Raw genomic sequence first — 21,331 nt, 5'->3', positions numbered from 1 at the left:
ACCGGGCCGTCTTGCGAGTCCGCTCGGCACCATCGCCCGCCCCCCCGACACGGAGTCTGCCCGCCGATGCCACACAGCGTCTCGCTCATCAACACCATCGCTGCCGGGCTGGGTCTCGCGCTCGTCCTGGGCTTTCTCGCGACAAAGGCACGGCTGCCCGCGCTGGTGGGCTATCTGCTGGCGGGCGTGATCATCGGCCCGTTCACCCCGGGCTTTGTGGCAGACGCGGAGATCGCCGCGCAGCTGGCCGAGATCGGCGTGATGCTGCTGATGTTCGGCGTGGGCCTGCATTTCTCCTTGGACGACCTGCTGACGGTGCGGCGCATCGCGCTGCCCGGTGCGATCGTGCAGATCGTCGTGGCGACGCTGATGGGCTTCGGCCTGGCGACGTGGTGGGGCTGGAGCTTCGGCGCGGCGCTGGTCTTCGGGCTGACGCTTTCGGTCGCCAGCACGGTGGTGCTGCTGCGGGCGCTGGAGACGCTGGGCATCCTCGATTCCTTCACCGGCCGCATAGCCGTGGGCTGGCTGGTGGTGGAAGATCTGGCGATGGTGCTGGTGCTGGTATTGCTGCCCCCGCTGGCGGGGGCGCTGGGCGGCACCGGCGAGGCGACCGGTGCCGAGGAGCTGCTCAAGACCCTGGGCTGGACCCTGCTGCAGGTGGCGATCTTCGTGGCGCTGATGCTGGTGGTGGGCCGTCGCGTGTTCCCGTGGATTCTCTGGCAGGTGACGCGCACCGGGTCGCGCGAGCTGTTCACTCTTTGCGTGGCGGCCGCGGCGGTCAGCATCGCCTTCGGTTCGGCCGCGCTGTTCGGCGTGTCTTTCGCACTGGGGGCCTTCTTCGCCGGCATGGTGATGCGCGAGTCCGAGTTCAGCCATCGGGCGGCCGAAGAATCGCTGCCGCTGCGCGATGCGTTCGCGGTGCTGTTCTTCGTCTCGGTCGGGATGCTGTTCGACCCGCGGGTGCTGGTCGACCGGCCGCTGCAGGTGCTGGCGGTGGTCGCGATCATCATCGTCGGGAAGTCGGTCGCGGCGGCCGGGCTGGTGCTGGCGTTCCGCTATCCGCTGCATACCGCGCTGACGGTGTCTGCCAGCCTGGCGCAGATCGGCGAGTTCTCGTTCGTCCTGGTCGGCCTGGGCGCCTCGCTCGGCCTGATGCCGCCGCAGGGGCAGAGCCTGGTGTTGGCCGGCGCGCTGATCTCGATCGCAGTCAACCCGCTGGTCTTCAAAGGCATCCAGCCGATCCAGCAGTGGTTGCTGGCCAAGTCGGCCCTCGCACGCCCGCTGGAGCAACGGGACGATCCGCTGGCCGAGCTGCCGACGACCACGCATGCCCGCTACCTGGCACAGCAGGTGGTGCTGGTGGGGTACGGACGCGTCGGCAAGCGCATCGCGGCGGCGCTGTCGGCGAATGAGATTCCCTACGTGGTGGCCGACGAGAACCGTGCGGTGGTGGAGCATCTGCGGGAGGAGGGCATCGCCGCCGTCTCGGGCAATGCGGCCGATGCGTCGGTGCTGATCCAGGCCCACATCGCGCGGGCGCAGATGCTGGTGATCGCGACGCCCGACTCACTCGACGTTCGGCAGATCATCTCGGCCGCCCGCATGCTCAATCCCGAAATCGAGGTGGTCGTGCGGATGCACAACGAAGAAGAAGCGCAGCTGCTGGAGCAGGAGCATGTCGGCAAGGTGTTCCTGGGCGAGCACGAACTGGCGCAGTCGATGACCCGGCATGTGCTGGACCGGGCGGCGAAGCCGATCGCGCGCCACGCCTGAGCGGCGCCGAAGCGCTGCCACTTACTTCAGGTCTTCGATCACCAGCATCCGGTATTTCTGCGCCAAGGAGAAAGGCACCTTGCGCACCACCTCCATCGCGCGCTCGGTCTCGTCGGCCGATTCGGCGCGAATCACCAGGCCGTGGTGGCCCTTGGATGCCAGCTCGTCGAAAGCCCGCACGGTGGCGCCTTCGGTCCCGACGGAGGGCAGGGGAATGTCGGCGCCATCGTCGGTACGGCTGATTTCCCGGCGGGTGGTGGCCGGGTCGACGCTGAAGACCTCGTCGGCGGTGAAGCCGGCTTCCAGTAGCGCCTCGCCGGTGGATTGCGCGTCCGCCGCCTCGGGAAACATCACCACCACATGCCCTGTTGGATAGAAAACGCCGCCCATGGTCACCATGTCGGGATCGAGTACGAACTTTCTCATGGGATGCTCCTCGCCTTTTCGGCTTTTGTCGGTTGCGGTCGGGGAAACCGAAGGGTAGCGGCCAGCCCTTCCTGCCCTTGTAGGAAGAACGCACCGCGAGGGGTGGCGCGCACGCCGGTCCGTGTCTTCGTGGCGCATTGCATCGGCTCGGCTGAGCGGCTCTAGGGCTGGATTTCCTCGAGCCGCAGGCCTGGCGGGCCGACCACCCGCGCCGTAGCGCTCAGGGATTCGATCACCCGGTTGGCGAAGAAGCTGTTCTGTGTATCCGGCTCCAGCGCCGCCATCGCTAGCGGCGCCAGCGGCTGGCTCAGCGGAACGTAGTAGCTGCCCAGCGGAACATCGACCAGGGTGCGGGCCAGTGCCACGTCGACCCGCACCACCTCGCCGGCACCGCCGTCGGCGATGGTGCCGCGCACGTCCTGGCGGACCGCCGACTGGCGTGCCGTCTCGCGGTAGGTGTCCATCAGCAGGGAGCTCTGCTCCGAGACCTTGAACACCTGGACGCCGAGCATCTTGAGCTTGTCGACCGCGTCGGCCGCTGAGGCCGACAGCCAGTAGCCGCAGGGACGCTTGCGCGTCTTCACGGCCCGCAGCGCCAGCGAGTTGTTCCACTCCACATCGACCGTACGGTCCGCACCGGTGTCCGGGTCGAGCATCACCAGGTTGTGGCGGCCGGGCGTCGGCGCGGCTTCGACCACCGCGTCGTCCCGGCAACCGAGCGCGCTGACATCGCGGTCGACGAAGGAGCGCAACTGTTTCAGGTCGTCCGCCCGGGCGGCGGTGCTCTGCAGCACGCTGGCCATCGCCGTCACATGGGTATGCACCCGGCGCTGGATGTGCAGCCGGCCGATGCCGACGCCGCGTGTTTCCAGCAGCAGGCTCACCGTGTTCTTCAGGCCGTTGACGTTGCGGCCGGTATCGGGCTGGGTGCCGCCCATCGAGACGCGCTTGTCCTCGAGGTCGGTGGAGGTGGTGTAGTACCACTCGTTGCTCAGGCCCTGCCGGTTGAGCGCGGCGACCAGCGGACGCCGGAACCACTCCTCCGACGCCTTGGTCACGAACTCGGGCAGGTTGGCCACGGTCGCGTACTGCAGCAGGCCGTCGAAGCGCTGCACCGCACCGAACTTCTGCAGGAAGCGGCCGGCGACGGTGTATTCGTGCGCATCGACCACCACCATCGGGCGGTAGTCGCGCACCAGCCGCGCCAGCGCCTGCGCCTCGGGCGTGCGCAGCACCAGATGGTCGCGGTTCATGTCGATGCCGTTGGCTGTGACGCGGGTGCCGGCCTCTGCGCCGTCGGGGTTGGCGCGGGGCAGCACGATCACGTTGATGCGGCCGAGCAGCGGCTCCAGCAGGCCCTGTGAGGCTTCGCGGGCGATGACCATCAAAGCCTCGCTTCCGGCGGGCTCGTCGCCATGCTGCTGGCCGACCAGCAACACCGTGGGGCGGCCGTCCGCGAGCAGCGTCGACGGCTCGGTGTTGGCCGATCGGGTGATGACCAGCGCATCGATCGGCTCGCCGCGCTGCGACCGGCCGATCGGCAGCAGGCCGGCACGGATCGCACCGGCCCGCGATGCGGCGGCCGCCAGGTCCTGCATCCAGGCCGCCAGCTCGGCGTTGGTGGTGAAACTTCGCCTGTCCGGCTGCAGGCCGGGCGTGGCGTAGCGGACGGCCGGATCGGGAAATCGCGCCGCGACGGCTGCGGAGTAAGGCAGCGCTTCGGAATCGCCCGGGAGCGGCACGGCGCCCATCGGGGCATCCCCCACCTGCGGTGCCATGGAAGGCGCAGGCGCCACCGGGGTGACGACCGCTGCCGACGGCGCGGGTGCCAGGTCCATCACCGGTGGTGCAACGGGCCGCACCGCGGTCGGAGCGGGCCGGGTGGTGCTCAGGTCCCGGGGCGGCTGCCACGGCGGCAGGGGCGTGGAACCGCAGGCCGCCAGCAGCAGGGCCACCGGTACTGCCCATGCCAGACGCGGCATGCGCCCGGCGAGCGAAATGGCCGAGCCGACGGCGCCCGGGACGACCGCGCGACCGCGAGAGAAAGGGTGGGGTCGACGCATGGAAGTCTCCTCGGAATCGGTGGGGGCGGGCCTGCCCGGGCCGCAAGCTAGCAGCCTGGAATGCGCAGAATATTAATGCCGTGGCGGATGGCTTTTGTGACGAAGCCCGTGGTCGGACCGGCGGTACCGCCCTGCCGACGGGGCTGCCGACCGGGTACGCAGGCCCGGTCCGGGCTTTGCCGGACAATCGAGGGCTTACCCGAAGCCTCACGCGCCCGAAATGAAGCCCGCTTATCCCCTGTTGAACGCGGCCGGCAAGGTCGTATCGGTCGCCCCGATGATGGACTGGACCGACCGCCACTGCCGCTACTTCCATCGGCTTCTGAGCCGGCATGCACTGCTCTACACCGAAATGGTCACGACCGGCGCCCTGTTGTACGGGGACGTTCCGCGGCATCTGCGGTTCGATCCGCAGGAACACCCCGTGGCGTTGCAACTGGGCGGCAGCGAGCCGGCCGACTTGGCCCGGGCCGCACGGCTGGGCGAGGAGTGGGGCTACGACGAGATCAACCTGAACTGCGGCTGCCCGTCGGAGCGGGTGCAGCGCGGAGCCTTCGGCGCCTGCCTGATGAACGAGCCGCGGCTTGTGGCCGACGGCGTCAAGGCGATGGTCGATGCCGTGGCGATCCCCGTCACGGTGAAGCACCGGATCGGCATCGGCAAGGTCGAGAGCTACGACTTCGTGCGGGACTTCGTCGGCACGGTGGCCGACGCGGGATGCCGTGTCTTCGTGGTGCATGCCCGCAATGCCTGGCTCGAAGGCTTGAGCCCTAAGGAAAACCGCGACATTCCGCCGCTGCGGTACCCGGTGGTGTACCGGCTGAAGCAGGATTTCCCGCACCTGACGATAGCCGTCAACGGCGGGATCACCACGTCGGCCCAGATCGCGCAACAGCTGACCGCGCTCGACGGCGTGATGGTGGGACGGGAGGCGTACTACAACCCGTGGTCGCTGGTGGAGTGGGATGCGGCGTTCTACAGCGCGCCGCCGTCCGACCGCACCCGTGAATCCGTCGAGGATGCGATGGTGGCCTATATGGAGCGGGAAGCTGCCGCGCACGGCACGCCGTGGCACGCGATCGCCCGCCACATGCTGGGCCTGCGGCATGGGCTGCCGGGTGCGCGGCGTTGGCGCCAGGTGTGGAGCGACCACCGGTTGAAGACGTCTTCGGCGCGGGACGTCCTGGCCGAAGCGCGCCGCCCTGGGCGGCTGGTGGCATGACCGCGGAGCGCAGCGCGGCGCGCCACCGCTGCAGAGTCAGCCGCGCAGGGCACGTGCCCGCCGCAGGGCCGCCTCGATCACGGCGCGCTTGGCGTCCATGGGGGCACCGGTGTCGGTCGCCCCGGTCGGCGTTGCGCTCAGCGGGGGCGCCGTGGACGGGGCCGGCGACCGGGTGCCGGGTGCGGGAGCGTCGGCAAGGGTTCCCCGCGCGGGCACGCCTCCGTCGCGTCGCGCCACATGCTTGCGGTACCGCTGCAGCGCCGCATCGGCCTGGCTCTGGGACCAGGCATCCCAACCGGTCGCCATGCCGGTGGCCGGCGTCATGGCGATGCAGTCCACCGGACACGCCGGTACGCACAGTTCGCATCCTGTGCAGTGGGGCGCCACGACGGTATGCATCCGCTTGTTGCGGCCCAGGATGGCATCTGTCGGGCAGGCGTCCAGGCACAGGGTGCAGCCGATGCACCACGATTCGTCGATCACGGCGAGCTGCCGTGGGCCTTCGCGCCCGTATGCCGGGTCGAGCGCCACGGCGGGGAGGCCGGTGACGGCGGCCAGGCGCGCTACGCCCTCGGCACCGCCAGGGGGGCAGCGGTCGATGCCCGCCGTGCCCTCGGCGATCGCCTGCGCATAGCCGCGGCAGGCCGGGTAGCCGCAGCGGGTGCATTGCGTCTGCGGCAGCACACTGTCGATCCGGTCGGCCGATGCGGCGACCGCGATGCGGGTCGCGGGGCCGGTTTCGCTCACGCGGAAGGCGTGCGGCTACGTGTGCCCGCCGCCGCCGTGGGGGCGAGCGCTGCAGCCACCGTCGTCACCATGGTCTTGCGTGCGGGCGAGCGGCGCACTGCGGCGGCAGCGTGCCTCGGGGCAGGTGCCGCCGCAGCACTGCCCCTCGTGGCCCGCGGCTTGGCCGGCTGGTCGTAGCTGGCGATGAAGGCACGCACTGTGGGATACACCATGTCGCGCCAGCGCCGGCCGCTGAAGATGCCGTAGTGGCCGGCACCCTTGACCTCGTAATGCTGCTTATGGTCTTCCGGGACTCCGCTGCACAGCCCGTTGGCCGCGGCGGTCTGGCCCGAACCCGAGATGTCGTCGAGTTCGCCTTCGACGGTCAGCAAGGCGGTGGTGGTGATCGCGGCGGGCCGCACCAGCTCCACCGCACCGTCGACACCTTTCACGTTCCACGCTTCGTTGACCAGCAGGAAATCCTGGAAGACGGTGCGGATCGTCTGGAGGTAGTAGTCGGCGTCCATGTCGAGCACCGCGTTGTACTCGTCGTAGAACTTGCGGTGGGCTTCGGCGCTCGCGTCGTCGCCTTTCATCAGATCCTTGAAGTAGTCGAAGTGGCTCTTCGCATGCCGATCAGGGTTCATCGCCACGAACCCGGTGTGCTGCAGGAAACCGGGATAGACGCGCCGACCCGCACCCGGAAAGCCCTCGGGCACCCGGAAGATCACGTTGTTCTCGAACCACTCGTAGCTTTTGTTCATCGCCAGGTTGTTCACCGACGTGGGCGACTTGCGCGCGTCGATCGGGCCGCCCATCATCGTCATCGAGAGCGGGGTCTTCTCGCCCCGCGCCGCCATCAGCGACACGGCCGCCAGCACCGGCACGGTCGGCTGGCAGACGCTGACCACGTGGCAGTTGCCGTAGGAGTCCTGCAGGTGGCGGATGAACTCCTGCACATAGTTGACGTAGTCGTCCAAATGGAATTCTCCGTCCGCCAGCGGTACCAGGCGGGCGTTCTTCCAGTCGGTGATGTAGACCTTGTGGTCCTGCAGCATCGTCTTGACCGTGTCGCGCAGCAGCGTGGCGTAGTGGCCCGACAGCGGCGCCACGATCAGTACGACCGGCTGCTCCTTCAGCTTGCGCAGCACCGCAGGGTCGTCGGTGAAGCGCTTGAAGCGGCGCAGTTCGCAGAAGGGCTTGTCGAGCCGGATGTCCTCGTGGATCACCACGTCCACGCCGGCGACCGGCACTGTCTTGATGTCGAACGTCGGCTTTTCGTAGTCCTTACCCAGCCGGTGCAGGAGGTCGTAGCCCGCCGAGATGCGCTGCGCGAACGGCGACTGTCCGATGGGCGTCATCGGATTGCTGTACATCTTGGACGCTGCGAGCGCAAAGTCCGCGAACGGCTCCATCAAGGAGCGTTGCGCTTCGTAGAACTGGTAGAGCATGGGACACCCGTAAATGTTGCACTGCAATGTAGCACCGGCATCTGGTGCACGGAATATGCTTTCACCCAGGCATGCGACGGTGTAAGACGTGACGCCCATCGAGACACGCGGCCTTGCACGTCTGGGGTACATCGACCGATACCGATGTGTTTGACGGGGCGGCCAGATCCGGCGCCGGGCGACAGCGCAACAGATGCGGAAGGCGCTATCTTTCCGATAGCTGTAAAGTGATGGTGCCCGAGGCCGGAATCGAACCGGCACGCCTTGCGGCGGGGGATTTTGAGTCCCCTGCGTCTACCAATTTCACCACTCGGGCAAAAATCTCGCGATGCCCATGGGTGGCGTTGCAGGCGGCCGAGGTACACCAAAGCCGAGGTACCTGGCGCCCGAGCGAATCGCGTCTGCCTCCGGTAAACCGCGCCCGGAAGCAAGCCGTAAATTATGGCACAGTGCGTGCATGCAGTACCCCACAATCGAAGACACCGTCGGACAAACGCCGCTCGTGGCACTCCAGCGCATCGGCGCGGCGGAAGCCGCGGTTTCAGGCAACGTCGTACTCGGCAAGCTCGAAGGCAACAACCCGGCCGGATCGGTGAAGGACCGGCCCGCTCTGTCTATGATCAAGCGGGCGGAGGAGCGCGGCGACATCCGGCCCGGCGACACGCTGATCGAGGCGACGTCCGGCAATACCGGCATCGCGCTGGCGATGGCCGCGGCGATCAAGGGCTACCGCATGCTGCTGATCATGCCGGAGGACCTGTCGGTCGAGCGGGCGCAGACGATGAAGGCCTTCGGCGCCGAATTCATCCTGACGCCCAAGAGCGGCGGCATGGAATACGCCCGCGACCTGGCCGAGCAAATGCAAAAGGACGGCAAGGGCCGGGTGCTCGACCAGTTCGGCAACCCGGACAATCCGCGCATCCACTTCGAGACGACCGGCCCGGAGATCTGGGAACAGACGCATGGTCGCATCACCCACTTCGTGAGCGCGATGGGCACCACCGGCACCATCACCGGCGTTTCGCGCTACCTGAAGAGCAAGAAGCCGTCGGTGCAGATCATCGGCGCACAGCCGGCCGAAGGCTCGCGCATCCCGGGCATCCGCAAGTGGCCCGAGGAATACATGCCCGCGATCTACGACCGCGGCCTGGTCGACGACACGGTGAACGTCGGCCAGTCCGACGCGGAGGAGATGTGCCGTCGCCTGGCGCGGGAAGAAGGCATCTTCGGCGGCATCTCGGCCGCGGGCGCCTGCTGGGTGGCCCAGCAGATCTCGCAGCGCGAGCAGAACGCGACCATCGTCTTCGTCGTGTGCGACCGGGGCGACCGCTACCTGTCGACCGGCGTGTTTCCGACCTGAGCAAGCCGCCCGCCGCGATGCCCGGCTCGGATTTCGCTTCCGCCCCCGGTGCGCGACGGCCCTGCAGCCGACGGTTGTGATGGAAGACGGCGGCGAGAAGACGCGCAACCGCTGCCCGGCCTGCGGCTGGACACGCCCACTTTCGCGGAATGGCCGGCACCGCAGCCGCTGCGCGAGCGTCTGCCTAGAATCGGCACAGCTCTACGGAACAGATATGGACGTCAACAAAGAAATCGACACCCGCGGCCTGAACTGCCCCCTGCCCATTCTCAAGGCCAAGAAGGCGCTATCGGAACTGCACAGCGGCCAGTTGCTGAAGATCGTGTCGACCGACGCGGGCTCTGTGCGCGATTTCCAGGCCTTTGCGCGGCAGACCGGCAACGAGCTGGTGGAGCAGCAGACGACGGGCACCGACTACATCCACGTCCTGCGGCGGCGCTGAGACCACGGTTTTGCCCCGGCACAGACCTATGGCGGATGCAAAAAAGGCAGGGCCTCGCGGGCCTGCCCTTTTTGCCGTGCGGCCGGGCGCAGGTCAGGCGACGGACGTCGTCGCGGGAGCGTCCTGCCGGCGCAGGGCACCGGGCACGTCGAGGTTCTTCAGATAATCGCGGAAGTAGGTGCCGACTTCCGGGTGCTGCAAGGCCAACTCGACGGTCGCTTCCAGGAAGCCTTCCTTGCTGCCGCAGTCGTAGCGCTTGCCTTCGTACTGCAAGGCGTAGACCCATTCGGTCTTCATCAGGCCGGCGATGCCGTCGGTGAGCTGGATCTCGCCGCCAACGCCCTGTTTCTGCTGCCGGATCTGGTCGAAGACACCCGGCGTCAGGATGTAGCGGCCGGCCACGCCCATGCGGGACGGCGCGACCGACGGGTCGGGCTTCTCGACCATGCCGCCGACTTTCATCAGCCGGTCCTCGACCATATCGCCGGCGACGATGCCGTAGCGCTTGGTCTGCTCCTGGGGAACTTCCTGCACCGCCAGCACCGAGCCGCCGGTGCGCTCGAAGACCTGCGCCATCTGCGCCAGCACCGGCGGGTTGCCGACCATAAGGTCGTCGGCCAGGAGCACCGCGAACGGGTCGTTGCCGACGAGATGTTCGGCGCACAGCACCGCATGGCCCAGGCCCAGCATCCGCGGCTGGCGCACGTAGGAGAGGACCATGTCGTCGGCCTGGATCGACTTCAGGATGTCCAGCAGCTTGTGCTTGTTGGCGGCTTCCAGCTCGCTTTCCAGCTCGTAGGCGGTGTCGAAATGGTCTTCGATCGCACGCTTGTTGCGGCCGGTGATGAAGATCATGTGCCGGATGCCGGCGGCGTAGGCTTCTTCGACCGCATACTGGATCAAGGGCTTGTCGACGATCGGCAGCATCTCCTTGGGCTGGGCCTTGGTAGCCGGCAGGAAGCGGGTGCCGAGGCCGGCAACGGGAAAGACAGCCTTCTTGATGCGGCGGGAGGAAGAACTCATGCGACGGTTTCCTTGGACTAAACGGGGAAAGAGTTTCGGGGCAGGCGCGCATCGCAGCCCGCGCGTACGGCGGTCGTGGGCACACCGACGGGAGCGCGCCATGCTAGCGCAGGGCAACGGGGCGTCTGTCAGCCCAATCGTACAAGCTGTCCGCGCAGGCGCTCCAGCGCGTCGCCGAACTCGGCCACTCGCTTCTTCTCCTGCGCGATGACGGCCGGCGGCGCCTTGCCGACGAAGGCCTCGTTTCCCAGCTTGGCGTCGGCCTTGGCGATCTCGCCTTCGAGCCGGGCCACTTCTTTGGCGAGGCGCAGCTTCTCGGCGGCCACGTCGATTTCCATATGCAGGCAGAGGCGCGCATCGCCCACCACCGCGACCGGCGCCGCCTGGGCCGCATGCTGCCAGGCCGCCTCGTCGTCGAACATCCGCACCTCGCCCAGTTTGGCCAGCGCCTTGAGCGCGGGGGCCGCATCGCGCATGAAGTCGGCATCGCCGACCGCGAACAGCGGCAGCCGGGTGGCCGGCGACACGTTCATCTCGCCGCGCAGGGTGCGGCAGGCATCGACCAGCGCCTTGAGCCTGGCGACATGCGCTTCGGCCTGCGGATCGATACGGTCGGGCTGGCTCTGCGGATAGACGGTGACGCTGATCGACGCCTCGGCGTCCGCGGCCAGGCGGCCGGCCACGGGGGCCACTTTCTGCCACAACGCTTCCGTGATGAACGGGATCACCGGATGCGCCAGCCGCAGGAGGGTTTCCAGCGTTCGGATCAGGGTGCGGCGGGTGGCGCGCTGCCGCGGCTCGTCGCCGGTCTGTATCTGCACCTTGGCGATTTCCAGGTACCAATCGCAGAACTCGTTCCAGACGAACTCGTAGATGGCGGCGGCGACGTTGTCGAGGCGGTATTCGGCGAAGCCTTTTTCCACCTCGGCCTCGACCCGCTGCAGGGCCGAGGCGATCCAGCGGTCTGCCTGGCTGAAGCGCAGGTAGCCGTGGGCGCTGCCGCCGGGCTGGCAGTCGGCCTTGGTGTGTTCCGCCAGGCCGCAGTCGCGGCCTTCGCAGTTCATCAGCACGAAGCGGGTGGCGTTCCAGAGCTTGTTGCAGAAGTTGCGGTAGCCCTCGCAGCGCTTCGGATCGAAGTTGATGCTGCGACCCAGCGACGCCATCGAGGCGAAGGTGAAGCGCAGCGCGTCGGCGCCGAAGGCCGGGATGCCGTCGGGGAACTCTTTTTGCGTGTTCTTGCGCACGGTGGGCGCGGTCTCGGGCTTGCGCAGGCCGGTGGTGCGCTTGCCCAGCAGCGGCTCCAGCGCGATGCCGTCGATCAGGTCGACCGGGTCGAGCACGTTGCCTTCGGACTTGCTCATCTTCTTGCCCTGCGCGTCGCGCACCAGGCCGTGGATGTAGACGTCCTTGAACGGCACCCGACCGGTGAAGTGGGTCGTCATCATGATCATCCGGGCGACCCAGAAGAAGATGATGTCGTAGCCGGTCACCAGGGTGGAGGAGGGCAGGTAGAGGTTGTAGTCGTCGGTGTCGGCGGTGCCCTGCTCGGGCCAGCCCATCGTGCTGAACGGCACCATGGCCGACGAGTACCAGGTGTCGAGCACGTCGGCGTCGCGGGTCAGGGTCTTGCCGGGCGCCTGGGCCTGCGCCTCTGCCTCGTCGCGGGCGACGTAGACGGTGCCGTCCTCGTCGTACCACGCCGGGATCTGGTGGCCCCACCACAACTGGCGGCTGATGCACCAGTCCTGGATGTTGTGCATCCACTGGTTGTAGGTGTTGACCCAGTTCTCGGGCACGAAGCGCACCGCGCCGCTGTCGACCGCGTCGATCGCCTTCTGCGCGATGGATTTGCCGGTGGCGTCGCCTTCGCCGACCTTGTTCATCGCCATGAACCACTGGTCGGTGAGCATCGGCTCGACCACCTGGCCGGTGCGGGCGCAGCGGGGCACCATCAGCTTGTGCTTCTTCACCTCGACCAGCAGGCCGAGCGCGTCCAGGTCGGCGACGACTTGCTTGCGGGCGACGAAACGGTCGAGGCCGCGGTAGGCCGCGGGCGCGTTGTCGTTGACGGTGGCGTCGAGCGTCAGGATGCCGATGGTCGGCAGGCCGTGGCGCTGGCCGACCGCATAGTCGTTGTAGTCGTGGGCCGGCGTGACCTTGACCACGCCGGTGCCGAAGGCCTTGTCGACGTAGTCGTCGGCGATCACCGGGATCGTGCGGTCGCACAGCGGCAGCGTGACCTGCTTGCCGATCAGGTGGGCGTAGCGCTCGTCCTCGGGATGGACCATGACGGCGGTGTCGCCCAGCATCGTCTCGGGCCGGGTGGTGGCGACGACCACCGATTCGCCGGAGCCGTCGGGCAGCGGGTAGCGGATGTGCCAGAGCGAACCGTCCTCCTCTTCGCTCTCCACTTCGAGGTCGGAGACGGCGGTCTTCAGCGTCGGGTCCCAGTTGACCAGCCGCTTGCCGCGGTAGACCAGGCCCTGCCGGTAGAGCCGCACGAAGGTCTCGGTGACGACCTTCGAGAGCTTCGGGTCCATGGTGAAGTATTCGTGCGACCAGTCGACGCTGTCGCCCATGCGGCGCATCTGGGTGGTGATGGTGTTGCCCGACTGCTCCTTCCACTCCCAGACCTTGGCGACGAAGTTCTGGCGGCCCAGGTCGTGGCGGCTGACCTTCTGCTCCTGCAGCTGTCGCTCCACCACGATCTGGGTGGCGATGCCGGCATGGTCGGTGCCGGGCACCCACAGGGTGTTGGCTCCCTTCATGCGGTGGTAGCGGGTGAGGCTGTCCATCACCGTCTGGTTGAAGGCGTGGCCCATGTGCAGGGTGCCGGTGACGTTGGGCGGCGGCAGCTGGATCGAGAAGGCCGGTGCGCCGGCCCTGGCCGCACCGGTGCCGCGGTAGCCGGCGCGGGCATAGCCACGCTGCTCCCACAGCGGACCCCAGTGCGCCTCGAGCGCGGCGGGTTCGAAGGACTTGGAGAGGGCATCGAGGCCCGGTTGCGCGGGGGGGGAGGGCTGGGCGTCGCTCATGGCTCGGGCAATGGAAAACGGCACCCGGAGGTGCCGTCGAAAGAAGGGGCAGAACGTCGCCATTTTAGCGGGGTGCGCCGGCTGCAGAATCCGGGCGACGGACCAGCAGGGGCTACAGGTCGAATTCTCAGCAAAAAGTGCCTGTAGTCGGCGAAGAACAATGACCTGTAGCTATATATTTGATAGCAATCGACTTCGGTGATCGTCGGCGGTGTGGCGATATCTCCTGGCGGGTGCCGAACGCGGGTGCCCTATGCGCCACCGGCCGCCTGGCGCCACGCCCGGGCCGCCGCCTCTTGCTCGCCGCGCTGCTCGGCCAGCTCGGCCAATGCCCGCCAGGCGTTGCGGTGCAGCTCGGGGTGGTGCAGCTGCCGGCTCGCGTTGCCGATCAGCTGCTGGGCCTTGCCCCAGAGCTGCCGGCGCAGGCAGGCCATGCCGGCCAGGTACTGCAGGTGCGGATCGCGCGGGTTGCGCTGCTGGGCACCCTCGATGCGCGCCAGCCAGGGGCCGTCGACAGAGTCCATGTCGTTCTCCAGCGTGCGAACCAAGCGCACCCGCAGGGATTCTGGCAGGGCGTCGGGGTCGGCCAGCAGGGCGTCCCAGGCGGGCAGCAGCCACTGGCGCACCTGCGCCGGATCGCCGCCCAGTTGCTGCAGCCGGCTGGCGGCATGCACCGCCAGCTCGGGCGCCAGGCGCTCGCCGTTCTCGAGCGACTGCCAGGCGCGCAGCAACTGGGATTCGTCATGTGCGCCGTTGATCAGCTCGGTGGCCAGGCCGCGGGTGATGCTCTGCGCGGCCAGCGGCGAGAAGGCCCGGTGCTTGGCGAGCAGCCGGGCCGTCTCCAGCGCGGCTTGCGGCTGGCGTGCCAGCCGCGCGGCTCGCAGGCGGATGCGCAGGGCGATCGTCCGGCGTGCGGCGCCCTGGGGCAACTGCTCCAGCCATTCGAGGGCGGCGGGCGCGTCGCGGTCCTGCACCGCCCAGGCGGCGGCGCGCAGCTGGACGCCGTCGCGCACCTCCTGCGCGGGGCCGGAGGGGTTGTGGGCGGTCTGCTCCAGCGCTTCGTCCAGGTGATGGGTGCGGGCCGCGCGGTCCTGCAGCGCATGGGCGCTTTCGGCGGCCAGCAGGTGGGCGAGGGCGCGGACCTGCACCGCATGGGGCAGCGGCTCGACCGAGCCGACCAGCGTCTTCTCCTGCGCGATGGCCGCCTCGGCCGCCTTGCGCGCGCGGATGAAGCGGCCGGCGGTCAGGTGGGCCAGCGCGTCGAGCAGCGCGACATGCATCGACCGCTCCTTCTGCTGCGTGCGCCAGCGGCCCGCCTGCACCGGCAGATCCAGCAGGGCGGCCAGGGTGCGCAGCGCGGCGTACAGCAGGGTGAAGCCGCCGAAGAGCAGCAGAAGGACCAGGTTGAGCGACAGGTCGACCCGGTACGGCGGCCAGAACACGGTGACGGTGCCCTGGTTGTTGCCGGCGAACAGGGCGACGGCCGCGGCCATGCCGAACAGGGCCAGGAGCCAGAGAGCGGCGCGCATCGGCGGCTACCTTCCGGCCGCGGCGGTGGCCAGCGCCGACAGGGTCTCTTCCAGACGCGGCAGCTCGGTGGTCTGGACCTGGGCCTGCGCCTGGTGCAAAACCGTCAAGGCCGTCTGGGTGCGACGCGACGCGGGATCGAAATAGCGGGTCAGCGCGGCGGCGGCGGCCGCCAGGTCGGCCTTGGCCGAATCCGGCTGCCGAGCCAGCACGGCCAGGCGGACATTCACCAGCTTGAGCTTCAGGTTTTCGCGCAGGAAATACGACTGGTCGGGCGCCAGCAACAGGGCCTCGGGTTTGTCGACCTGCGTCACCCGCACCAGGTTGTGGGTCTCGTCGCGCACCGATGCCCAGGCGGTGCGCAGTGCGCGGCGCCACCAGGGGGCGCCGTCGTCGGCCGCGGCCTCGCCCGGCTCGGCCGCGCCCAGGCCGACGCGCACCGGCACCACGCTGCGGCCGGTGGAGACCTGCGCCACCGCGTTCTGCAGCGGCAGCTCGTCTACCAAGCGCACCAGCTCGTCAAGCCGGCCCAGCAGCCCGGGCGTATCCACCGTGCTGGCGTTGCGCACCCGTTCGATATCGTGGGACAGGGCGCGCTGCACCGGTGCCAGCCGGGGCTGGGCGGCGCGGGCGATGCGCTGGTCGGCACTGCGCAGCGTGGCCAGCAACGGCGCGACGCTGCCGGTCAGCTCGGTCTGCTGCTGCGCCAGGCGCACGGCCGATTCCACGTCGACCACCAGGTTCTCGTCGCGGGTACGCGACAGGCTCTGCATCAGTTCTTCGAGCTGCGAGCGCTGCAGCGCCACCTCGTTGACCCGGGCCTCGGCCACCCCCAGCCGGGTGGCGGCGTCCTGGGCCGTTTCCTGCGCCTGCCGGGCCATGGTGCGGGCTTCGATCGCCTGGGCGCCCGAATCGGCGCTTTGCCGGGCCAGCTGTTCCTGGATCGACGACAGCCGCTGCCACAGCATCACGCTGGCGGCGGTGGCCACGATGGCGATCAGCGTCGCGGCCACCGCCATCGGCCGTGCGAACGGGTCGCGCGGCGTCGGCGGCAGGGCGGGCGGGCGGGCACGCGGCGGTGCCGCAGTGTCGGAAAGCGGCTCGGAAATCATGCGGCGATTCTATCGACGCACCCCGGGCGCGCCGTGGCCGCTCAGGACCAGGCCTGCAGGCTGCGCACCACGTCGTCCAGCGCCGGCCGCGACAGCACCACCGGCGCGAACCCGGCGCGGGTGGCGGCCTCGCCGATGCGGGCGTGGGTGGCCAGGGCGGGCGCTCCGTGCCAGTCCTGGCCGGGCACCAGGGCGCAGAGATTGGCGACCGCGGCCGAGCTGCTGAACAGCCATACGTCGCCGGCCCGCACCGCCGCGCGGACGGCGGCGGCATCGAAATGCGCGGCATCGGGCGGCCGACGCCGGTAGGCGACCACGAAATCGACCGCGGCGCCCGCGTCCGCCAATTGTTGCGCCAGCCATTCGCGGCCGTTGCCGGGGCCGGTGGTCGAGGCGGCTGAGCTGTCGGTGTCGGAGCCGCGGACGACCAGCACCCGGTCGCCGGCGCGTGCCTGGCCGGCGGTGACCTGCCAGAGCGATTCCGAATCGAACTGGGCTGCGTCGGCGGGTGGGGAATCAATGCGGTCGGTTGGCACTCCCGCGGCGCGCAGAGCCCGGGCAGTGCCCGGGCCGGGAGCCCATGCGCGGGTTTCGGCGGGCCAGGCACCGTGGCCGTCGGGGCGTACGACGCAGAACTGTTCGGCGGCGTTGGCGCTGACGAACATCGCCGCGCGGTAGCCCGCCAGCCGTTGCCAGGCCACCTGCAACAAAGCCAGGTCGGCCGGCGGCGCGATGTCGATCAGCGGCAGCGCACGCGCAGCGATGCCGCGCGCCTGCAGCGCGGCGACCCATTCGCCGGCTTCGCGCGCGGGCCGGGTGACGATGACGTTCATGGCGGCAAGGAGCCCGCTGGGTTCCGCACGGTGCCGGTCAGCGAGCGCCGTTGGTCCGCAATTGCGCGACCACCGTTTCGCCCAGCGCGGTGGCATCCGAGAGCGTCGTGACGGCCGCTGCGCCCTCGGCCCGCACCAGCGTGCCCGGGTGGGCGACGTCACCCCAGGCGGCGCGCAACGAAAGCCGGCCGCCGTGGAAATGCGCATAGGCGGCCAGCGGCATCGAGCAGCTGCCGCCCATCCCGCGGCTGACCGCGCGCTCGGCGTTGACGGCCATCCAGGTGGTCTCGTGTCTCAGGGGCGCCAGCGCGGCGAACAGGTCCTGCCGGTCGGAGCGGATCTCGATGCCCAGCGCGCCCTGGCCGGCGGCGGGCAGCATCGTCTCGGGGTCGAAGGATTCGCGGATGCGCCCGGCCAGGCCCAGTCGCAGCAGGCCCGCGGCGGCCAGCACGATGCCGTCGTAGCGGCCTTCGTCCAGCTTGCGCAGGCGGGTGTCGAGGTTGCCGCGCAGCGGCTCGATCTTCAAGTCGGGCCGCAGGGCATGCACCAGCACCGCCCGGCGCAGGCTGGAGGTGCCGACCACCGCACCGCGCGGCAAGGCCGCCAGGCCGGCATACCGGGGCGACACGAACGCGTCGCGCGGGTCTTCGCGCTCCATGACGCAGGCCAGCGAAAAGCCGGGCGGCAGGTCCATCGGCACGTCCTTGAGCGAATGCACCGCCAGGTCGGCCCGTCCGTCTTCCAGGGCGTTCTCCAGTTCCTTGACGAAAAGGCCTTTACCGCCGACCTTGCCGAGCGAGCGGTCGAGGATCTGGTCGCCCTTGGTCGTCATGCCCAGCAGGGTGACGGTGTGGCCGTGGGCCTGCAATTGCGCGCGGACATGTTCGGCCTGCCAAAGCGCCAGCCGGCTTTCGCGGGTGGCGATGACGAGGGTCAGGGGAGTGGGGCTCATGCGCGTTACCGAGGACGTGCCGGCAAAGCCGGTGATGCTAGCATGCGGCGGTGGATCGCCACGCCCCTTCAGCCCACCACGGACCATGGCCATGAACCCGCCCGAACGAGAGACCGGCGTGCGCCGCCGCAAGACCGCCGAGCAGCCGCTGGTCGACGATATCCGGCTCCTGGGGCGCATACTCGGCGACGTGATCCGCGAGCAGGACGGCGTGGCCGCGTACGAGCAGGTCGAGCAGGTGCGCAAGCTCTCGGTCGCGTTCCGCCGCGACGCCGACCAGGAGGCCGACCGGGCGCTGAAGAAGCTGCTCAAGTCGCTCACCGGCGACCAGACGGTGCGGGTGATTCGGGCCTTCACCTACTTCAGCCATCTGGCCAACCTCGCCGAGGACCGGCACTACATCCGCCGCCGCACGATCCACGAACGGGCGGGCGACACGCAGGAGGGCAGCGTCGAGGTCGCGATGGCCCGGCTGCGCTGGGCCGGCATCTCGCCCAGGGCGATCGCACAGACGCTGGCCTCGAGCTACGTGTCGCCGGTGCTCACCGCCCACCCGACCGAGGTGCAGCGCAAGAGCATCCTCGACGCCGAGCGCGGCATCGCGCAGTTGCTGACCGCGCGCGACGACATCAAGGCCCGCGGCGAATACCACGGCGGCGCCAAGGACGCGCTGACGCCGCGCGAAATGGCCGCCAACGAAACCCAGCTGCGCGCCCGGGTGATGCAGCTCTGGCACACCCGGCTGCTGCGCTACAGCAAGCTCACCGTGGCCGACGAGATCGAGAACGCGCTGAGCTACTACGAAGCGACATTCCTGCGCGAGATACCCAAGCTCTACGCCGGCCTGGAGCGGGAACTGGGCGCCCAGCCGGTCGCGAGCTTCTTCCGCATGGGCCAGTGGATCGGTGGCGACCGCGACGGTAATCCCAACGTGAGCGCCGATACGCTGGAATACGCGCTGCGCCGCCAGTCCGAGGTGGCGCTGCGGCACTTCCTCACCGAGGTGCATTACCTGGGAGGCGAGCTGTCGATGTCGGCGCGGCTGGTGGGCGTGGCGCCGTCGATGCAGGCGCTGGCCGAGCGCTCGCCCGACCCGAGCGAACACCGGCAGGACGAACCGTACCGCCGCGCGCTGACCGGCATCTATGCCCGATTGGCCGCGACGCTCAAGACGCTCACCGGCGGCGAAGCGGCCCGCCATGCGGTCGCGCCGCAGAACCCGTATCCGCGTGCCGAAGAGTTCCTGGCCGACCTGCGGGTCATCGAGGCGTCGCTCGCCACCCACCACGGAGAAGCCCTGGCGATGCAGCGCTTGCGGCCGCTGCTGCGCGCCGCCGAGGTCTTCGGCTTCCACCTGGCGACGGTCGATCTGCGCCAGAGTTCGGACAAGCACGAGGCGGTGGTCGCCGAACTGCTTGCCATCGCGCGGGTCGAGCCCGGCTATGCGACGCTCGAAGAAGCGAGCCGGCAGGCGCTGCTGCTGCGTCTGCTGAGCGACGCCCGGCCGCTGCGGGTGGTGGGCGCCGAATACTCGCCGCTGGCGCAGAGCGAGATCGCGATCTTCGAAGCCGCCTGCACCATGCGCGAGCGCTACGGCGCGCAGGCGATCAAGCACTACATCATCAGCCACACCGAGACGGTGAGCGACCTGCTCGAGGTGCTGCTGCTGCAGAAGGAGGTGGGCCTGCTGCGCGGCAGTCTGGACGCGGCGGCGGTCGCCGGGCTGATCGTGGTGCCGCTCTTCGAGACGATCGACGACCTGCGCAACGCGGCACCGATCATGCGCGACTTCTACGCGCTGCCGGGCATCGCCGCGCTGGTGCAGCGCAGCGGCGCCGAGCAGGACATCATGCTCGGCTACTCCGACAGCAACAAGGACGGCGGCATCTTCACCAGCAACTGGGAGCTGTACCGCGCCGAGATCGCGCTGGTGGAGCTGTTCGACCAGCTCGCTATTTCGCACCGCATCCAGCTGCGCATGTTCCACGGCCGCGGCGGCACCGTGGGCCGCGGTGGCGGCCCGAGCTACCAGGCGATCCTGGCGCAGCCGCCCGGCACGGTGCGCGGCCAGCTCCGGCTGACCGAGCAGGGCGAGGTGATCGGCTCCAAATACGCCAACCCCGAGATCGGCCGTCGCAACCTGGAGACGCTGGTGGCCGCCACGCTGGAGGCGACGCTGTTGCAGCCGACCAAGCCCGCCACCAAGGCCTTCCTGCAGGCCGCGGCCGAACTGTCGTCGGCCAGCATGGCGGCCTACCGCGCGCTGGTCTACGAAACACCGGGCTTCACCGAATACTTCTTCGGCTCCACCCCGATCCGGGAGATCGCGGAGCTCAACATCGGATCGCGCCCCGCCTCGCGCAAGGCCAGCCAGCAGATCGAGGACCTGCGGGCGATCCCGTGGGGCTTCAGCTGGGGCCAGTGCCGGCTGACGCTGCCGGGCTGGTACGGATTCGGATCGGCGGTCGTGGCGTTCCTGGGCGCGGCCGACGGGGTGCCGGCCGCGGCTGCGAAGACCCAGCGGGCCGCGCGGCTCGCGTTGCTGCAGAAGATGTACCGCCAGTGGCCGTTCTTCCGCACCCTGCTGTCCAACATGGACATGGTGCTCGCCAAGAGCGACATGGCGCTCGCGTCGCGCTACGCCGAACTGGTCGCCGATGCCCGGCTGCGCAGGAAGATCTTCTCGCAGATCGAAGCCGAATGGCAGCGTACCGCCGACGCGCTGTCGCAGATCACCGGCGACCGCCAGCGGCTGACGCACAACAGCTCCCTGGCCCGTTCGATCCGCCACCGCTTTCCCTACATCGATCCGTTGCATCACCTGCAGGTCGAGCTGCTGCGCCGCTACAGGGCGGGGCAGGGGGACGAGCGGGTGCAGACCGGCATCCATATCTCGATCAACGGCATCGCTGCGGGATTGCGCAACACTGGTTGAAGGGAGCGATGGGCGAAGGGCCTACAAGCCGGTGCCGCCGGGCTGCACGCCCTGTCGGTGCTTTCCCACAGCAAGACGCCGTGTCTGCTGAGATGCGGCTCCCGGCTCGAAATCCAGAGTGACATCATCCACTTTCAAAGCGAGATGTCATGAACACTTCGGCAACACCAGCAGACCATGACGGCACCAAGGGCAACCGTGCCGTAGTCGCCCCGATGCCGCCGTCGAGCCGCCGTTCGTCCCGCATGAGCGTTCATTTTCTGGCGCATCCCCGGTTCCTGATGGCGGCCACCTTCGTATGGCCCACTGTGTCGATGCACTTCACCCGATAGGAGAGATTGGCCTGCCCGACAGGGATCGAACCTGTGACATTCAGCTTAGAAGGCTGATGCTCTATCCAACTGAGCTACGGGCAGATGTTGTTCAGCAAGGGTTTCTTGCTATCGTTTTT

Annotated in this window: 15 protein-coding genes and 2 tRNA genes; 5 read left to right on the top strand and 12 right to left on the bottom strand. The window is 69.0% G+C overall.

The features are described from left to right. Positions 1 to 66: 66 nt before the first annotated feature. On the top strand, positions 67 to 1,773 hold the full coding sequence (gene ybaL, locus DFQ15_RS02655; RefSeq protein WP_110464469.1) for a YbaL family putative K(+) efflux transporter: 1,707 nt from the start codon (positions 67 to 69) through the stop codon (positions 1,771 to 1,773). Between the two features lie 21 nt (positions 1,774 to 1,794). Here ybaL and DFQ15_RS02650 read toward each other — a convergent pair whose 3' ends face one another. Further along, positions 1,795 to 2,199, bottom strand: coding sequence for a hypothetical protein (locus DFQ15_RS02650; RefSeq protein WP_110464468.1), 405 nt, complete (start codon positions 2,197 to 2,199; stop codon positions 1,795 to 1,797). Positions 2,200 to 2,360: 161 nt separating this feature from the next. Beyond that, positions 2,361 to 4,181, bottom strand: a complete 1,821-nt coding sequence (locus tag DFQ15_RS02645; protein WP_110464467.1) for a M14 family metallopeptidase — start codon at positions 4,179 to 4,181, stop codon at positions 2,361 to 2,363. A 301-nt stretch (positions 4,182 to 4,482) separates the two neighbouring features. On the opposite strand from DFQ15_RS02645, the gene dusA reads away from it, so the two are divergent. Further along, positions 4,483 to 5,484, top strand: coding sequence for a tRNA dihydrouridine(20/20a) synthase DusA (gene dusA, locus DFQ15_RS02640; RefSeq protein ID WP_110464466.1), 1,002 nt, complete (start codon positions 4,483 to 4,485; stop codon positions 5,482 to 5,484). 36 nt (positions 5,485 to 5,520) lie between these two features. On the opposite strand, the gene rsxB is transcribed toward dusA, so the two are convergent. The 3 genes from rsxB to DFQ15_RS02625 all read right to left on the bottom strand — a co-directional run bounded on the left by rsxB (position 5,521) and on the right by DFQ15_RS02625 (position 7,977). Beyond that, positions 5,521 to 6,231 carry an electron transport complex subunit RsxB gene (gene rsxB, locus DFQ15_RS02635; protein ID WP_110464465.1) on the bottom strand — a complete coding sequence of 237 codons (711 nt, stop codon included), beginning with the start codon at positions 6,229 to 6,231 and terminating at the stop codon, positions 5,521 to 5,523. Then, positions 6,228 to 7,661: a polyhydroxyalkanoate depolymerase gene (locus DFQ15_RS02630; RefSeq protein WP_110464464.1), complete on the bottom strand. Its 1,434-nt coding sequence runs from the start codon at positions 7,659 to 7,661 to the stop codon at positions 6,228 to 6,230. The genes rsxB and DFQ15_RS02630 overlap by 4 nt, the downstream gene beginning before the upstream one ends. Positions 7,662 to 7,892: 231 nt before the next feature. Then, a tRNA-Leu gene (locus tag DFQ15_RS02625) sits at positions 7,893 to 7,977 on the bottom strand. Positions 7,978 to 8,118: 141 nt separating this feature from the next. Between DFQ15_RS02625 and cysM the strand changes: the two genes are divergently transcribed. Continuing rightward, the gene (gene cysM, locus DFQ15_RS02620; protein ID WP_110464463.1) at positions 8,119 to 9,021 is read left to right on the top strand and encodes a cysteine synthase CysM; all 903 of its coding nucleotides are present in this window, start codon (positions 8,119 to 8,121) and stop codon (positions 9,019 to 9,021) included. Between the two features lie 214 nt (positions 9,022 to 9,235). Continuing rightward, positions 9,236 to 9,463 carry a sulfurtransferase TusA family protein gene (locus tag DFQ15_RS02615; RefSeq protein WP_110464462.1) on the top strand — a complete coding sequence of 76 codons (228 nt, stop codon included), beginning with the start codon at positions 9,236 to 9,238 and terminating at the stop codon, positions 9,461 to 9,463. 93 nt (positions 9,464 to 9,556) lie between these two features. Here the strand turns inward: DFQ15_RS02615 and galU are convergent, their stop codons facing one another. From galU to hemC, 6 genes are all read right to left on the bottom strand, one after another. Continuing rightward, positions 9,557 to 10,486 (bottom strand): UTP--glucose-1-phosphate uridylyltransferase GalU, encoded by a 930-nt coding sequence (galU, locus tag DFQ15_RS02610; protein WP_110464461.1) that lies wholly within the window; start codon positions 10,484 to 10,486, stop codon positions 9,557 to 9,559. A gap of 128 nt (positions 10,487 to 10,614) precedes the next feature. Further along, entirely contained in the window at positions 10,615 to 13,521 is a 2,907-nt protein-coding gene (locus tag DFQ15_RS02605; protein ID WP_110464460.1) for a valine--tRNA ligase, read from the bottom strand. A gap of 251 nt (positions 13,522 to 13,772) precedes the next feature. Then, entirely contained in the window at positions 13,773 to 15,050 is a 1,278-nt protein-coding gene (locus DFQ15_RS02600) for a heme biosynthesis protein HemY (RefSeq protein WP_110464459.1), read from the bottom strand. A gap of 6 nt (positions 15,051 to 15,056) precedes the next feature. Beyond that, positions 15,057 to 16,160: a uroporphyrinogen-III C-methyltransferase gene (locus DFQ15_RS02595; RefSeq protein WP_110464458.1), complete on the bottom strand. Its 1,104-nt coding sequence runs from the start codon at positions 16,158 to 16,160 to the stop codon at positions 15,057 to 15,059. A gap of 41 nt (positions 16,161 to 16,201) precedes the next feature. After that, positions 16,202 to 16,993 (bottom strand): uroporphyrinogen-III synthase, encoded by a 792-nt coding sequence (locus tag DFQ15_RS02590; protein WP_110464457.1) that lies wholly within the window; start codon positions 16,991 to 16,993, stop codon positions 16,202 to 16,204. A 37-nt stretch (positions 16,994 to 17,030) separates the two neighbouring features. After that, a complete protein-coding gene (gene hemC / locus DFQ15_RS02585; RefSeq protein WP_110464456.1) occupies positions 17,031 to 17,945 on the bottom strand; it encodes a hydroxymethylbilane synthase in 915 nt (304 codons plus the stop codon). 91 nt (positions 17,946 to 18,036) lie between these two features. Between hemC and ppc the strand changes: the two genes are divergently transcribed. Next, the gene (ppc, locus tag DFQ15_RS02580; RefSeq protein ID WP_233504236.1) at positions 18,037 to 20,880 is read left to right on the top strand and encodes a phosphoenolpyruvate carboxylase; all 2,844 of its coding nucleotides are present in this window, start codon (positions 18,037 to 18,039) and stop codon (positions 20,878 to 20,880) included. Positions 20,881 to 21,219: 339 nt separating this feature from the next. Here the strand turns inward: ppc and DFQ15_RS02575 are convergent. Continuing rightward, positions 21,220 to 21,296 (bottom strand) — tRNA-Arg (locus DFQ15_RS02575). Positions 21,297 to 21,331: the final 35 nt, after the last annotated feature.

The sequence above is a fragment of the Xylophilus ampelinus genome, from assembly GCF_003217575.1.
In the GTDB taxonomy this organism is placed as follows: domain Bacteria; phylum Pseudomonadota; class Gammaproteobacteria; order Burkholderiales; family Burkholderiaceae_C; genus Xylophilus; species Xylophilus ampelinus.
The sequence above is the reverse complement of the archived record's forward strand: the minus strand, read 5'-3'. Positions and strand labels throughout refer to the sequence as shown.

Coding starts and splice junctions, on each gene's coding strand:
- ybaL (WP_110464469.1), top strand. CDS start 67: ATGCCACACAGCGTCTCGCTCATCAACACCATCGCTGCCGGGCTGGGT.
- DFQ15_RS02650 (WP_110464468.1), bottom strand. CDS start 2,199: ATGAGAAAGTTCGTACTCGATCCCGACATGGTGACCATGGGCGGCGTT.
- DFQ15_RS02645 (WP_110464467.1), bottom strand. CDS start 4,181: ATGCCGCGTCTGGCATGGGCAGTACCGGTGGCCCTGCTGCTGGCGGCC.
- dusA (WP_110464466.1), top strand. CDS start 4,483: ATGAAGCCCGCTTATCCCCTGTTGAACGCGGCCGGCAAGGTCGTATCG.
- DFQ15_RS02630 (WP_110464464.1), bottom strand. CDS start 7,661: ATGCTCTACCAGTTCTACGAAGCGCAACGCTCCTTGATGGAGCCGTTC.
- cysM (WP_110464463.1), top strand. CDS start 8,119: ATGCAGTACCCCACAATCGAAGACACCGTCGGACAAACGCCGCTCGTG.
- DFQ15_RS02615 (WP_110464462.1), top strand. CDS start 9,236: ATGGACGTCAACAAAGAAATCGACACCCGCGGCCTGAACTGCCCCCTG.
- galU (WP_110464461.1), bottom strand. CDS start 10,486: ATGAGTTCTTCCTCCCGCCGCATCAAGAAGGCTGTCTTTCCCGTTGCC.
- DFQ15_RS02605 (WP_110464460.1), bottom strand. CDS start 13,521: ATGAGCGACGCCCAGCCCTCCCCCCCCGCGCAACCGGGCCTCGATGCC.
- DFQ15_RS02600 (WP_110464459.1), bottom strand. CDS start 15,050: ATGCGCGCCGCTCTCTGGCTCCTGGCCCTGTTCGGCATGGCCGCGGCC.
- DFQ15_RS02595 (WP_110464458.1), bottom strand. CDS start 16,160: ATGATTTCCGAGCCGCTTTCCGACACTGCGGCACCGCCGCGTGCCCGC.
- DFQ15_RS02590 (WP_110464457.1), bottom strand. CDS start 16,993: ATGAACGTCATCGTCACCCGGCCCGCGCGCGAAGCCGGCGAATGGGTC.
- hemC (WP_110464456.1), bottom strand. CDS start 17,945: ATGAGCCCCACTCCCCTGACCCTCGTCATCGCCACCCGCGAAAGCCGG.
- ppc (WP_233504236.1), top strand. CDS start 18,037: ATGAACCCGCCCGAACGAGAGACCGGCGTGCGCCGCCGCAAGACCGCC.